This window comes from Bifidobacterium sp. VU/mBH4 (B4) (assembly GCF_058199535.1).
On record NZ_JBVPQJ010000002.1, the window covers coordinates 205,367 to 220,255 of the forward strand.

Here is a 14,889-nt window from a genome sequence, read left to right on the forward strand (position 1 = left end):
TCTTCGGACGGTCATGCTGTCGGCCGACCCTCGTGTAGATTGGTAAAGGTCCGGCGGGCAGGCCGACGGATCATCATCGCAAGGAAGGCCATGGATCATGACAAAACCGCTGGAGCAGAACGGTCATGAGGAACCGGACCAGACGGGGATCGACGCGGTGGATGCGGCGGAGCCTGCCGACGGGCGAATTTCGACTGAGGAGAAGCCGGCGGAGACAGGCCAGCCTCAGGTGAGCGAGCCTGAAGAAAGTGCACCTGCACAGAGCTCGCGGAGGGTTCCGTTGATACTGGTGGCGGTGGCTCTTGTGCTGGTGCTTGCGGCAGGCATATACATGCTGTGGGCTGATCATTCAGCAGGCAGCCAGTCAACCCAAAAGCCTTCGTCAGGAGCGTCGACCGCGCAAGTCAGCCATGGTCCCAGCGGGGATGCCAAGGCCTACAAGGCCCTGCAAGAGGTCACCGTCAAGCCTTCGGTGGCCGATGACCAGGGAGGGCTGACCGTTTCAGCCAAGGGTGTCGGCAGCAAGAAGAAGGTTGCCGACGCACCGACCCTTGAGATCTTTATGGACCCCATGTGCCCCTGGTGCGGCAAGGTGGGCCGGATCATTGATCCCCAGCTGCAGCGCATGATCAGCGCTGGTCAGATCAACGTCACCTACAACTTTTTGAACTTCTTGGATTCGGCCTCCAGCGATCAGTACTCCAGCCGTGTGGACAACGCCCTGGCCATGGTGGCCCAGGAGGATCCGGACCATCTGCCGGCCTTTGCTGCCGCCGTCTTTGCATCCGACTTCCAGCCCGATGAAAGCTCCTATCAGGCGGTCTCTGACGCTCGACTGGCCGACAAGGCCGTGGGGGTAGGGGTCCCTAGGTCTCTGGCAGACCGTTTCGCCCAGGGAACCTACAGGCCGTGGGTGGACAAGGTCAACGCCTACGCCATCACCCGCAAGGATGCCAAGGATGCCAAGGGGGAGTTCTCGACCCCCACCATCATGATCAACGGCAAGGTCTGGGATCTGACTGCAGCGGCAAAGAGCCAGGGCGGACTGGAGCATCTGGACCGGGCCCTGCTCAAGGCCCTGGGACTCAAATCGCAGGATGTGGGCCACCAGGGGAAGATGCCATCTATAGGAGCACAAGGGAAAGCGCTGAAAATAGAGTAAACCGCGACCACTTGGACAGCGGTTACCAACAACTGGTACCCGGCAGCAAAATGCAGTCATTGTTGCAGAGCATCGGCTGATGCCTGCTTTGCTGCTACTCGCCCGACTCCTGTTCGATCAGCGAGTATCCGTGGCTGGACACCACCTGGCGCAACTTGTCCAGGTAGAGGTCGGCCGCATGTGACAGCTTGGTCCGGCTGTTGACGATCCAGCCCACCAGCATGGATTCATCCGACTCCAGGGGGACGCTGACGATCTTCTCGTTGTTCAGGTCCTCGTTGTCGATGCCGGTGCAGACCGTGTAGGCGTTGAGCCCGACGATGAAGTTGAGCATGGTGGCCCGGTCGCTCACGGTGATCTGCTTGGGGGAGTAATCGGGCCAGACCGCCTCCTCGGCGAAGTAGAAGGAGCCCTCTTCGCCCTGCTCGTACTGCAGGAAGGGGTAGGGCTCCAGGTCCTTCATGGTCACCATGGCCCGTTCAGCCAAGGGGTTGGTCCGGGCGATGAAGACATGCAGATCCGCCCGGAAGAGGGGGTGGAAGTCCAGGTGCTTCTCCCGGAGCATCTTGGACAGCACCCGTTTGTTGAAGTCGGACTCGTAGATGATGCCGATTTCGGACTGGAGGGTGGCCACCTGGTCGATGATGTCCCTGGTGCGCGTCTCCCGTATGGTGAATTCGTACTCGTCGGAATCGATGGAGTTGATCATTTCCACGAAGGCTTCCACTGCGAACATGTAGTGCTGGGTGGAGACCCGGCAGAGCTGCTTGCGGGGCCTGACCTGCTTATAGCGGGCCTCCAGCAGGTCGGTCTGGTCCAGAATCTGTCGGGCGTAGGTCAGGAATTCCGCCCCGTCCACGGTCAGAGCGATCCCCTGGGAGTGGCGGGTGAAGATTTCGATGCCCAGCTCGTTCTCCAGCTCCTTGACCGATGAGCTCAGTGCCGGCTGGGAGATGTAGAGCTCGTGCGAGGCCTCGTTCATCGAGCCGCATTCGACGATCTTGACGATGTAGCGCAGTTGGAGCAGTGTCATACAAGCCAATCTATACCTAAGGCCCTATCGGCCCAGGGCCGCGGTTTCAGCCATACCCTGGTCGGCGGCCTCCTGATCCAGATAGCGACCCGGACCCTGGACCTGGGGGTTGCCGTCTTCGCCGTTCACGAAGCTGTAGACCATGGGCACGCCAGTGGGCACGTTGATGGATCTGATGTCCTTGTCGTCAACCTTTTCAAGGACCTTGATCAGGCTGCGGACCACGGACCCGTGGGTGACGACGAGCACAGTCCGGCCCTGGGCCAGGTTCGGGGCTATCCGGCTGCGCCAATAAGGTTGCAGGCGAAGCAGCAGGTCCTTGAGGCACTCGGTACGGATCTCGGCCGGATTCCGGCTGTCCAGCCCGTCGCGCATGGCCGGGGCATAGCGCGGATCCCGTCCCTGAAAGTATGGCGAATCGGTTGCAATGGCCGGCGGCCGAACATCGTAGGAACGCCGGTAGATGTCGAATTGCTGCTGGCCGTAGCGTTCCAGCATGGCCGGTCGCGTCTGCCCCTGGAAGGCGCCATAGTGGCGCTCGTTCAGCCTCCAGGTGCGCTCCACCGGAATCCAGGCCCGATCAACCAGATCCAGCACCGTATTGGCGGTGACGATGCTGCGGGTCAGCAGGGAGGTGAAGACCAGGTCGGGCAGCAGGCCTGACTCCTTGAGCAGCCGTCCGGCATGGCGGGCCTGATCCAGTCCGCGTTCCGTCAGGGGCACGTCCACCCAACCGGCGAAACGGTTGACCGACTTCTGAGTCCAGACGCTTTCCCCATGACGCATGACGATGAGCTGCGCGGTCATCGAATAGACTCCTTTGCTGATGACGTATTTAGAACCAAAGCGAGCTGTTCTCGAAGAACTGAGAGGCATCGTCCCCGTCCTGGGCGGATTGGTCGTTCTGGTCGGCAGTTCCCTCGGCTCTTGACATGACCAGCCCTATGGCCCTGGGCAGGGCATCGGCCACCTGCCCGGCGCGAATCGGTTGTCCCATGGGTCCTGCAACAGTCCCGTGACCATCCCGCTGGCTGTCCTGGGCTACCAGATCGGCGAAATCCTGGGGCTTGCGGGGGTCGAAGATCAGCGGCTGCTCCCAGCCGGTCTGCCTGCCGCCGCTGGCCAAAGAACCGGCCAGTCCATGCAGGAAGGCCGCAGCTGCCGTCAGATCCGCCATCAGGGTGGCATCATCCTGGATCGGTCCGGCGTTCTGGGCCAGCAGCGCTCCGATGGTGCCGGAGAGCACGTCCCCTGAGCCGGCTGTGGACAGCCAGGCCGGACCGAAGCCGGTGGTCATGACCCGGGGGCGGTCGGTGCCGTCCTCGCCGACAACTAGGGTGATGGCCCCCTTGAGCAGAATGGTGGCCCCGGTCAGCTGGCAGGCGCGGACAGCCCAGTGCAGGGGTTCGGCCATGACCTGGTCGCCGTCCACGTTCTCGCCATGCGAGTTGAGCAGGGCGGCCATCTCGCCGGCGTGCGGGGTCAGCACCGTGCGCGGGCCCAGACGATCCGGCAGCAGGTCCAGAGCTCCGGCATCGGCGACCACCGGCGGGTCAGCTGCTGCCTCGTCCTCGTCCAGGTCCGCGGCCTGTCGGTTGAGTATGTCGGCAATCAGATCCCGCTGATCGTCCTGGCCTTCAGGTCCAGCGGCCTCCTGGGCCTGCCGGGTGGGCACACCCGAACCCAGCACCCAGGACTCGACCCTTCCGCGGCCCAGGACAGTCTCTGGCAGCTCCTGCAGGATCAGATCGCCCACCTGCTCGGGGCCGCAGTAGCGGATCATGCCCACGTTGCCGCTGGCCGCCGCCCTGCTGGAGAGCAGCCCCGCGCCATGGTAGAGCGCGGATCCGGTGACCAGCCCAACCACGCCTCTGGTGTACTTGGTGTCATCCACCCGGGGCGCGCGCAAAAGTCCGGCGCAATCCTCGGCGTTCATGCAGGAGACGCTGGGGACCAGGGCCGAGGTGTCGAAGCCGAAGTCCACTAGGACGACTCTTCCGCAGACGTAGGCGGCCGGAGGCAGCATCAGGCAGGGCTTCATGGCTCCCATGGTCACGGTCACATCCGCCGGTATGTAGGCCCCGGGCAGGGTGCCTTCATCAATGTCCACGCCAGAGGGAGTATCCACGGCCAGCACCAGGGGCCCGTCTTGACCGGCGGGGTCGTGCCAGGCTGGCCTGTCGGGCAGGCCGCCCTCCATGCCCAGTTCCGCGGCCAGAGCGGCGGGGATGCCGCGCAGCGCCCCCTTGAGGCCGATGCCCGTCATGGCATCGATGATCAGATCCGCCTGTCGGCACAACTCCAGGGCCTGGTCCAGCTCCTCTGACGCCTGGTCCGGTCCAGCCGGTGCCTCGCAGCCGGGGATGGCCGCCTGGGGATCCAGGGCCGTGACCACGCCGCCGGCCCGCAACAGGGCATCCAGCCCACCTTGATGCAGGCTGCGCCCGGTAGCCACCACCGTCACGTCGGCCCCGTGTCCGGCCAGATCGGCCGAGGCATAGAGCCCGTCGCCGCCATTGTTGCCGGCCCCTGCCAGCAGGACGACCCTGGCGCCTGCCGGCTCCAGCCCGGCCTGGGTCAGCATGACGTCGGCCACGGAGGCCAGGGACCCGGCGGCTATGCGCATCAGGGGCACCCCGTCATCCAAAAACGGCTGCTCCAAGGATCGGATCATGTCAGCGGTATAGGCGCTGGTGGCCAGGGTCCGGCGGGCTTCGCGGCGTTCATCTGGTGACGGATTCATGGCATCACACCCCTCATTCAAAAGATCCACGTGCGGCGGCACGGCCGGCCACGTGCTGGCTCCACTCTATCCGATGGCCTTGTCCTGCAAGCGTTATAAGGTCTGCCTATTTACCAGGGCAGGAAGGGAAATACATGCAGGGATTCGTAATGCCGAACCAGGGCCAGATTATGGCAGTAGTCCTGACGGTGGTGCTCTGTGGCCTGATCGGCTTCGAGCGCGAGTTCCTCAAACACGACGCTGGCATCCGCACCCACATTCTGGTGGGCCTGGGCAGCTGCCTGTTCACCATGGTCTCCCTCTACGGCATCCAGGCCGCTGTGGGCAACTACTCCTGGGATGCCTCGCGAATCGCGGCCGGCGTGGCCTCGGGCATCGGCTTCATCGGCGCCGGAGTCATCTTCTTCAACCACGACTCGGTCAAGGGCCTGACGACGGCCAGCGCCATCTGGGTGGCCGCCGCCGTGGGCATGGCCTGCGGGGTCCAGCTCTTCGCCATCGCCATCCTGGCGGTCATCTTCTACTTTCTGGCCGTCCTGGTCATCGCGCCCATCCTCAAGTGGTTCCTGCGCAACCGTCAGAACACGGTCCTGCGCATCGTATATCAGGACGGCCACGGCTGTCTGCGCGAATCCCTGCTGCTGGCCACCCGCATGGGCTTCGAATCCCGGGTGCTCACCATCCACGAGCTGCACCGGAATGCTTGGAAGGGCGCCGATGTCACCGTCAACCTGCTGGGCAAAGGGGACGTGACCGAGCTGGTCGAATCCATCGGTCAGACCCCAGGGGTCAAGGGCGTGGAGGTCCTGGGGGAGGACGACTGACCCGCTCGCTATTGCGGCTGGCTACTCTTCGGCCACCAGATCCAGGTAGTCGTCGCTCCAGAGGTCCTCATCACCGTCGGGCATGAGCAGCACCCGCTCGGGGTTGAGCGCCTTGACGGCCCCCTCGTCGTGGGTGACCAGTACGATGGCCCCCTCGTACTTGGCGATGGCCTTGAGTATCTCGTCCCGTGAAGCAGGGTCCAGATTGTTGGTGGGCTCGTCCAGCAGCAGGACGTTGGCCCGGCTGGTCACCAGGGTGGCCAGGGCCAGGCGGGTCTTCTCGCCGCCCGAAAGCACCTTGGTGGGCTTCATGGCGTCGTCCCCAGAGAAGAGGAAGGAGCCCAGGATGGTCCGTGCCTGGGTGTTGTCCAGGTCAGGGGCCACATGCTGCAGGTTCTCCAAAACGGTGACGTCGTTATCCAGGGTGTCGTGCTCCTGGGCGAAGTAGCCGATCTTGGCCCCATGCCCTAGGGTCACCTTGCCCGTGTCGGGCTGCTCGATGCCGGCCAGCAGCCGCAGGGTGGTGGTCTTGCCTGCGCCGTTGTATCCCAGGATGACCACCCGGGAGCCCTTGTCGATGGCCAGGTTGATGCCGGCGAAAACGATGTTGGAGCCGTAGGCCTTGGACAGGTCCTCGGCCATGATGGGCGTGCGGCCGCAGGGGGCGGGATCCGGGAAGCGCAGGTCGGCCACCTTTTCGGCCTTTTCCGCCTCCTGGGTGTCGGCCAGCAGGCGTTGGGCACGGCGCATCATGTTCTGGGCGGCCACGGCCTTGGTGGCCTTGGCGTGCAGGCGGATGCCCTGCCGCATCAGGCGGTCGGCCTTCTTCTCGGCCACCTCGCGTTCACGGCGCCGGCGCTCCTCGTCGACCACCCGCTGACGCAGGTAGGCCTTCCATCCCATGGTGTACATGTCGATGCAGGAACGCTGGGCGTCCAGGTGCCAGATGCGGTTGACGGTCTCGTCCAGCAGCTCGGTGGAGTGGGAGATGATCAGGAAGCCGCCCTCGAACCGGCGCAGGTAGCCCTTGAGCCACTCGATGGAGTCGGCATCCAAATGGTTGGTGGGCTCGTCCAGAATCAGAGTGTCGGCGTCGGAGAAGAGGATCCTGGCCAGCTCGACCCGTCGGCGCTGTCCGCCGGAGAGGGTGCCCAGTGCCTGCTGCAGGGTCTCCTGGCTCAGCCCCAGGCTCTCGCCCATGACGATGGCCTGCGATTGGGCCGCATAGCCGCCGGCGTTCTCGAAGTCCTGCTGGGCCTTGTCGTAACGCTTCATGGCCTTTTCCATGACCTTGGGGTCGGGACTGGTCATCTCGGTCTCGGCCTTGCGCATCCGTTGGATGATGGATGCGATGTCCCTGGCGCTCATGACCCTGTCCAGGGCGCTCTGCTCGGAGTCGCCCGCATGGGTGGACTGGGGCAGGTACCCCAGCTGTCCGGTCACCCGCACCTTGCCGGCCGAGGGGAGCATGTCGCCGGTGATGACCCGGGTCAGCGTTGTCTTGCCGGCGCCGTTGCGGCCCACCAGGCCGATCCGGTCGCCCTTGGTCACGTGGAAGTCGGTGGCTTGCAGGAGTAGTCGGGCACCTATCCGGATCTCAAGTCCCTGCGCCTCAATAGCCATGCCGCCTCCGACCCCGCTTTCCTTATGGATTCAAAACTTGCAAGGAATCATGGTAGCAAGAAGCAAGCCCCGCCAGTGCGTCTCGGCTGACGGGGCAATGGATGGATCATGGATGGGTCAGCGGCGGACCAGCCTGAACTTGTCCCAGGGGAAGTAGACCAGGAAGGCGCCCACGGCGGTCAGGGCGATGACCAGCACGCCCATGGCGGCCGCGAAGGAGAAGATCCTGATGCCGATGCCCAGGCAGGCCCAGATGACCACCAGGCCGAAGACCCAGTCCTTGCCATGCCTGTTCATCAGGTAGGCGACCGCCAGGAGCGCGCCGACCACGATGATGGTGGCGAATCCTTGGACGGCACTGCCGACCTTGTGCCCGGCCACCACCATGTATCCGGCGTTGACCAGGGTGGCTACGCTCAGCCAGCTGGCGTAGATGGACAGGGGAATCCAGTCCAGGGCCTTGGCGGCGGTGGGGGTTCCGGCCTTGGTGGCGTCCCGGCGCACCAGGGCGTAGAGCATCCAGGCCAGCACGGTCAGAATGAGGATGATGACCAGGGCCCAGAAGTTGCGCTCCATGTGCCACAGGGCCAGCCAGGCGATGTTCAGGCAGCAGGTGGCCACGAAGAGCAGCCCGCTCAGCGTAAAGGGCAGGAAGCCCAGGCGTTTGCGGCTTGGCCCGGCCAGGCAGAAGCGGAAGAGCCAGATGGCCAGGGCGATGTAGATGACCCCCCAGATGGCGAAGACGTAGCCGGCGGGCATGATCCACAGGTCGGCCTTGCGAGCCAGCCCGCCCACGGTCGTGCCATTGAAGTGGTAGACCTCCGCATAGCCGTTGAAGCCCACCATGGCCACCCAGGCCACCCAGAGCAGGATGTCCTCGAAGAGCTTCCAGCCGCGCCCCTTGGAGGATTCCTGCTCCTTTTCAGGCTGACCCTGCTGTTGTTCCGGTTCCTTGGCTTGATTTGATTCCTTCTCTGCCTCATTTTCATTGCTGCTGCGATCAGAACGGGTCTCGCCTCCATTGGCGGTCTCGGCGGCACTGGTTTTTCCAGCCGGCGCCTTCTTCGACGAATCACCAGACTGCTTGGCTGTAGCACCAGAAGGCGATGTACCTGAGCTGGACGAGTCTGGCGTTGACCTATTCGAAGTCGACGAATTTGAAGATGCCGAACGTGCATTTGCCGAGTTCGCGGATGATTGGCCGCCCTGCATGGCAGGGGAGGTGCGCTTGGCCCTCTCGACCGGGTCCTCGTCGTCGGTCCAGAGTCTGCGCGGATTGTCCTTGTCAGTCATGGCACATGCTTCCTCTCCTTGCCGGCCGCAACCGTACTGCCGCCATGGGGATGGCCCCGGGCATGGGACGACCGGCCTCTGCTTCAACTCTAAAACGACCCGCCAGACTCAGTGGTATTGACCACCCGGTCCAGGCGCCCGTCGGTGCTAGCCTGAAGCCGAAAACTGGAGAGGGGAGTGCAAAAGATGGCCGAACCTGTATATCGCTGCGACTGGGCTCAGGTGGATGATCCGCTCATGCGCAGCTACCACGACCATGAGTGGGGCCGCCCCCTGCACGGCTCCCAGAGGCTTTTCGCCATGCTCTCCCTGGAGATATTCCAGTGCGGTCTCAGCTGGCAGCTGGTCCTGCACCGCCGCCAGGCCCTCTTCAAGGATTTTGACAACTTCGATATTCAAGCAGTCGCCGCCTTCGATGCCGACCGCATCAACCGTCTCATGGACGACCCGGCCATCATCCGCAATCGCCGAAAGATCGAAGCCACCGTGGCCAACGCCGCCCTGATCGCCAGCCAATTCCCCGGCGAGGCATTCGACCGCTACTGCTGGTCCTTCACCGGCGGCCAGACCATCAACCACGACTACCCGGACGATCCGTCCATACCGCGCTACGACCACCTGTCGGCCATCGTCTGCAAGGACATGCGCGACCTGGGCCTGCGCTTTCTGGGGCCGGTGACCGTCCATTCCTTCCTCCAGGCGGCCGGCGTGATCAACGACCACCAGCACGACTGCTTCCTCAACGGCTGCGGCCGTCCGCCCCTGGATACGCCGGCCCCGTCCATCTAAGCCGTCATCGAACACCTGTTCGAATTATTCGGCCCCGGCGATAGTATGGTCAGGCTTTGGCCTCAGCCTTGGCCATGGGTCTTCAGGGAAGCGGATGGGAAGCACGTGAAGCAGCAGAACAAGCCTAAGTCGACAGTGGACGCGGCCATCGAGAACCCGCGCATGATCGAATCCAAGGGGTCCCTGGTGGCGGACCTGTCCATGGTGCCCAACGACCGCAAGATCGTCATCCAAGGCGCCCGGGCCCACAACCTCAAGAACGTCAACCTGTCCATACCCCGCAACCGGATGGTGGTCTTCACCGGCCTGTCGGGCTCCGGCAAGTCCTCCCTGGCCTTCGACACCCTCTTCGCCGAGGGTCAGCGCCGTTACGTGGAGTCCCTCTCCGCCTATGCCCGCCAGTTCCTGGGCCAGATGGACAAGCCCGACGTGGACTTCATCGAGGGACTGAGCCCTGCCGTCTCCATCGATCAGAAGACCACCAATCGCAACCCCCGTTCCACCGTGGGCACCATCACCGAGGTCTACGACTACCTGCGTCTGCTCTTCGCCAGGACAGGCATTCCCCACTGCCCGGTCTGCGGGGCCGAGGTGCGCGCCCAGTCGCCGCAGCAGATCGTCGACACCCTCATGTCCAGGCCGGAGGGGACCCGTTTCCAGCTCCTGGCCCCCATCGTCAAGGGCCGCAAGGGCGAGTTCGTGGAGACACTGGAGCTCCTGCGCTCCGACGGCTACTCCCGGGCCATCATCGACGGGGACATGCACCAGCTGTCCGACTCCATCAAGCTGACCAAGCAGAAGAAGCACACCATCGAGGTGGTCGTGGACCGGCTGGTCATCCGCAAGAGCATGCGCCAGCGGCTGACCGACTCCGTGGAGACCGCACTGAGGCTGGCCAAGGGCACGGTGGTGGCCGACTTCGTGGATCTGGATGCCAAGGATCCCGAGCGCCGCCAGCCCTTCTCCGAGAAGCGGTCCTGCCCCAACGGCCACGAGCTGGAGCTGGACGAGATCGAGCCGAGGACCTTCTCCTTCAACGCCCCCTACGGAGCCTGCCCAGCCTGCACCGGCCTGGGATTCAACCTGGAGATCGACCCCGAGCTGGTGGTGCCCGACCCGGAGAAGAGCCTCAAGGACGGGGCCGTGGAGCCCTGGAGCGGCACCAAGAGCCAGCAGCGCTTCTACGGCCACCTGCTGGACGGCCTGGCCAAGGAGATGGGCTTCTCCACCTCGACCCCCTGGAAGGATCTGCCGGAGGACGTCCGCCATGCCGTCATGTACGGGCACGACTTCAAGGTGGACGTCTCCTACCGGAACCGCTGGGGCCGCCTGCGCGAGTACACCACCGGGTTCGAGGGCGTGGTCCGCACCCTGATGCGCCGCCACGACGAGACCGACTCGCAGCCCATGAAGCAGTACTACGAGTCCTACATGCGCGAGGTGCCCTGCCAGGTCTGCCAGGGCAAGCGCCTGAAGCCCGAGGTGCTGGCCGTGACCGTGGACGGCCTGTCCATCGCCCAGGTCTGCGACATGGCCGTGTCCTCCAGCCTGAAATGGATCGAAGGCCTGCACATGGAAGGCGCGCAGGCCAAGATCGCCGGGGAGGTCCTCAAGGAGATCCGCGCCCGCCTGCGCTTCCTCAACGACGTGGGACTGAACTACCTGACCCTGTCCCGGGCGGCGGCCACCCTCTCCGGCGGCGAGGCCCAGCGCATCCGCCTGGCCACCCAGATCGGCTCGGGCCTGGTGGGCGTCATGTACGTGCTGGACGAGCCCTCCATCGGCCTGCACCAGCGGGACAACGACCGGCTGATCAAGACCCTGCAGCGGCTGCGCGACCTGGGCAACACCCTGATCGTGGTCGAGCATGACGAGGACACCATCCGCCAGGCCGACTGGCTGGTCGACATCGGCCCGGGAGCCGGCGAGCATGGCGGGGAGGTCATCTTCTCCGGGCGCTCGCAGGACCTGGTCAAGGCCTCGCGTTCAATCACTGCAGACTACATCGCCGGACGCCGTTCCATCGAGGTGCCCAAGCGCCGCCGCAAGACCAGCAAGACCCGTCAGCTGACCGTGGTGGGGGCTCGCGAGAACAACCTGAAGAATCTCAAGGTCTCCTTCCCGCTGGGGGTCATGACCCTGGTCACCGGCGTCTCCGGCTCCGGCAAGTCCACCCTGGTCAACTCCATCCTCTACCCGGTCCTGGCCGACCAGCTCAACAACGCCCGCATCGTGCCCGGCAAGCACACCCGGGTGGAGGGCGTGGACCAGGTGCGCAAGGTCATCCACGTGGACCAGAACCCCATCGGCCGCACCCCGCGCTCCAACCCGGCCACCTACACCGGCGTCTGGGACAAGATCCGCCAGCTCTTCGCCAAGACCCCCGAGGCCCAGGTGCGCGGCTACGGCCCGGGTCGTTTCTCCTTCAACGTCAAGGGCGGCCGCTGCGAGACCTGCCACGGTGACGGGACCATCAAGATCGAGATGAACTTCCTGCCTGACGTCTACGTGCAGTGCGAGACCTGCCATGGCAAGCGCTACAACAGGGAGACCCTGGAGGTCACCTACAACGGCAAGACCGTCTCGGATGTGCTGGACATGCCCATCGAGGAGGCCGCCCGCTTCTTCAAGGCCTACCCCTCCATCGCCCGCTACCTGGACACCCTGGTGGACGTGGGCCTGGGCTACATCCGCCTGGGCCAGCCGGCGCCCACCCTGTCCGGAGGCGAATCCCAGCGGGTCAAGCTGGCCACCGAGCTGCAGCGGCGTTCCGACGGCAAGACCGTCTACATCCTAGACGAGCCCACCACGGGCCTGCACTTCGAGGACGTGCGCAAGCTGCTCAAGGTCCTGCATGGCCTGGTCGACAAGGGCAACACGGTCATCGTCATCGAGCACAACCTGGATGTGATCAAGACCGCCGACTGGATCATCGACCTGGGTCCCGAGGGCGGCGACGGCGGCGGCACCGTGGTGGCCCAGGGCACCCCGGAGCAGGTGGCCGCCAACCCGGACAGCTGGACCGGCAAGTACCTCAAGCCCATGCTCGACCCCGCCAAGGTAGCCAAGGCCACACGATCATGACCCGCAGCTGCTTCGAGCGTCACACGCCGCAGGTATGGCGACGCACCGCCCAAGCCCTGGAGGAGGAGTCCGCCACCGGCGCTACGACCGGCGTCAACAAAAACGGCGCTCCCCTGCTGGGAGACAGCCGGGACCTCTTCCGCCCTAAGACTTCGGACATCCCCGCCCAGCCGGGGGTCTACAAGTGGCGGGACGGCGACGGCCGGGTCATCTACGTGGGCAAGGCCAAGAACCTGCGCAACCGTCTCACCAACTACTTCCAGCCCCTGGAGAACCTGCATCCGCGCACCCAGACCATGGTGCTGACGGCCCGGAGCCTGGAGTGGACCGTGGTGGGCACCGACCTGGAGTCCCTGACCCTGGAATACACCTGGATCAAGGAGTTCGACCCCCGCTTCAACGTCAAGCTGCGCGACGACAAGACCTACCCCTACCTGGCCGTCTCCGTGGGGGAGGAGTTTCCCCGGGTATGGATGACCCGCGTGCGCAAGCGGCACGACACCCGCTACTTCGGCCCCTACGCCAAGGTCTGGGACATGAAGCACACCCTGGACGCCCTGCTCAAGACCTACCCGGTGCGCACCTGCACCCCCGGCGTCTTCCGCAAGGCCAAGCTCAGCGGCCGCCCCTGCCTGCTGGCCTCCATCGGCAAGTGCTCGGCCCCCTGTGTTGGCCGGATCAGCGCCAGCGACCACCGTCGTCTCTGCACTGAGCTGACCGGGGTCATCACCGGCAGGCTGGGCAAGAGCTACCGGGCCGGGCTGACCAGGAGCATGCAGAAGGCCAGCAAGGATCTGGACTTCGAGAAGGCCGCCCGCCTGCGCGACCAGATCGCCATGCTGGACACGGTCATCGAGCAGAATGCCGTGGCCTTCGCCTCCAACGTGGATGTGGACGTCTTCGGCGTGGCCTCTGACGAACTGGAGGCCTCGGTCCATGCCTTCTTCGTGCGCTCGGGCGCCATCCGCGGCGAACGCAACTGGAGCGTGGAGCGGGTCGAGGACGTCTCCGACAGCGAGCTGATCAGCGACCTCTTGGTGCAGGTCTACTCGGATCTGATGAATGAGAACGACAGCGAGCTGCACAAGCTGCCTGGGGATTCCGAGACCCAGGTCTCCATCAGCCAGGACAGGGACGCCATGGGTTCCACCCAGAAGGTCACGGCCCTGGATGCCGAAGCGCGGGCCAAGGCCACCAGGAGCCGGCATCGCCATCAGGATCAGACCGGACGCGCCGACCTGCTGGCCCCCATCTCCCCGGTGCCTCCCGAGGTCATTGTCCCCATCCAGCCCGACCGGACCGGCGACCTGCAGGAGTGGCTGCGGGGGCTGCGCGGGTCCTCAGTGACCATCCGAGTGGCCAGCCGGGGTGAGAAGAAATCGCTGATGGACCGGGCCAACGCCAACGCCCGCCAGGCCCTGCAGCGCAGCAAGCTCAGCCGCATGAGCGACATAGGCACCCGCACCCAGGCCATGAACGACGTGGCCAAGGCACTGGGCCTGGACCGAGCTCCGCTGCGCATCGAGTGCTACGACATCTCCAACACCGTGGGCGGCCAGTTCCAGGTGGCCTCCATGGTGGTCTTCGAGGACGCGGTCCCCAAGAAGTCCGAATACCGCCGGTTCGCCATCCGCGGCGAGGACGGCAAGGGCGCTGTGGACGACATGAGCGCCATCTACGAGACCCTGACCAGGCGCTTCCGCCACGGCAACATTGCGGGTGACAGCGGCGACAGCCTGGAGGCCGAGCGCAAGGCCAACGACAAGGCACCCGAGCTGGTGGAGCAGGAGGAGGGGGCCATCGTCCAACAGAACACCGCCGCCCGCCACTTCGCCTACAAGCCCAACCTGGTCGTGGTCGACGGCGGCAAGCCGCAGGTGACCGCCGCAGCCCGGGCCCTGCACGACTGCGGGGTGGACGATGTGGCCCTGTGCGGGCTGGCCAAGCGCCTGGAGGAGGTCTGGGTGCCTGACGACGACTATCCCATCATCCTCAAGCGCCAGTCCGAGGGCATGTACCTGCTGCAGCGTGTGCGCGACGAGTCCCACCGGTTCGCCATCACCTACCACCGGCAGACCCGGCGCAAGGGTGCCCTCCGGTCGGCCCTGGACGAGATTCCGGGCATCGGCCCCGCCTACCAGAAGAAGCTGCTCAATCACTTTGGGTCGGTCAAGCGCATGCGTCAGGCCTCCCAGGAGGAGCTGGAGGCCGTCAAGGGCATCGGCTCGGCCAAGGCCGAGGCCATCTACCAGGCCCTGCACAGCGACCAGGATCAGGCCGGGGACAGCCAGCGATAAAATGGCTCAGAAGGCTGGCAGAAGGCCATGCCCTGATCGTG

Annotated in this window: 10 protein-coding genes; 5 read left to right on the forward strand and 5 right to left on the reverse strand. The window is 65.0% G+C overall.

The window, feature by feature from the left end; genetic code table 11:
- Positions 1 to 97: 97 nt before the first annotated feature.
- Positions 98 to 1,162: a DsbA family protein gene (locus AC0AII_RS04055; protein ID WP_490446223.1), complete on the forward strand. Its 1,065-nt coding sequence runs from the start codon at positions 98 to 100 to the stop codon at positions 1,160 to 1,162.
- 94 nt (positions 1,163 to 1,256) lie between these two features.
- Here the strand turns inward: AC0AII_RS04055 and AC0AII_RS04060 are convergent, their stop codons facing one another.
- The 3 genes from AC0AII_RS04060 to AC0AII_RS04070 are packed head-to-tail and all read right to left on the reverse strand — an operon-like array spanning position 1,257 to position 4,938.
- Complete coding sequence (locus AC0AII_RS04060) at positions 1,257 to 2,195, reverse strand: LysR family transcriptional regulator (RefSeq protein ID WP_490446224.1); 939 nt, start codon at positions 2,193 to 2,195, stop codon at positions 1,257 to 1,259.
- Between the two features lie 24 nt (positions 2,196 to 2,219).
- Positions 2,220 to 3,002: a 2,3-bisphosphoglycerate-dependent phosphoglycerate mutase gene (locus tag AC0AII_RS04065; RefSeq protein WP_490446225.1), complete on the reverse strand. Its 783-nt coding sequence runs from the start codon at positions 3,000 to 3,002 to the stop codon at positions 2,220 to 2,222.
- 28 nt (positions 3,003 to 3,030) lie between these two features.
- Positions 3,031 to 4,938 (reverse strand): bifunctional ADP-dependent NAD(P)H-hydrate dehydratase/NAD(P)H-hydrate epimerase, encoded by a 1,908-nt coding sequence (locus AC0AII_RS04070; protein ID WP_490446226.1) that lies wholly within the window; start codon positions 4,936 to 4,938, stop codon positions 3,031 to 3,033.
- Between the two features lie 134 nt (positions 4,939 to 5,072).
- Between AC0AII_RS04070 and AC0AII_RS04075 the strand changes: the two genes are divergently transcribed.
- Positions 5,073 to 5,762, forward strand: coding sequence for an MgtC/SapB family protein (locus AC0AII_RS04075; RefSeq protein WP_144085593.1), 690 nt, complete (start codon positions 5,073 to 5,075; stop codon positions 5,760 to 5,762).
- Between the two features lie 21 nt (positions 5,763 to 5,783).
- Here the strand turns inward: AC0AII_RS04075 and AC0AII_RS04080 are convergent, their stop codons facing one another.
- Together AC0AII_RS04080 and AC0AII_RS04085 are read right to left on the reverse strand one after the other, a co-directional pair.
- On the reverse strand, positions 5,784 to 7,385 hold the full coding sequence (locus tag AC0AII_RS04080) for an ABC-F family ATP-binding cassette domain-containing protein (protein WP_489886911.1): 1,602 nt from the start codon (positions 7,383 to 7,385) through the stop codon (positions 5,784 to 5,786).
- A gap of 117 nt (positions 7,386 to 7,502) precedes the next feature.
- Entirely contained in the window at positions 7,503 to 8,678 is a 1,176-nt protein-coding gene (locus AC0AII_RS04085) for a TspO/MBR family protein (protein ID WP_490446227.1), read from the reverse strand.
- A 186-nt stretch (positions 8,679 to 8,864) separates the two neighbouring features.
- On the opposite strand from AC0AII_RS04085, the gene AC0AII_RS04090 reads away from it, so the two are divergent.
- The 3 genes from AC0AII_RS04090 to uvrC all read left to right on the forward strand — a co-directional run bounded on the left by AC0AII_RS04090 (position 8,865) and on the right by uvrC (position 14,848).
- Positions 8,865 to 9,467: a DNA-3-methyladenine glycosylase I gene (locus AC0AII_RS04090; RefSeq protein WP_490446228.1), complete on the forward strand. Its 603-nt coding sequence runs from the start codon at positions 8,865 to 8,867 to the stop codon at positions 9,465 to 9,467.
- A 162-nt stretch (positions 9,468 to 9,629) separates the two neighbouring features.
- Positions 9,630 to 12,551 (forward strand): excinuclease ABC subunit UvrA, encoded by a 2,922-nt coding sequence (gene uvrA / locus AC0AII_RS04095; RefSeq protein ID WP_490446302.1) that lies wholly within the window; start codon positions 9,630 to 9,632, stop codon positions 12,549 to 12,551.
- Complete coding sequence (gene uvrC, locus AC0AII_RS04100) at positions 12,548 to 14,848, forward strand: excinuclease ABC subunit UvrC (protein WP_490446229.1); 2,301 nt, start codon at positions 12,548 to 12,550, stop codon at positions 14,846 to 14,848. The genes uvrA and uvrC overlap by 4 nt, the downstream gene beginning before the upstream one ends.
- The last annotated feature ends 41 nt before the right edge of the window (positions 14,849 to 14,889 follow it).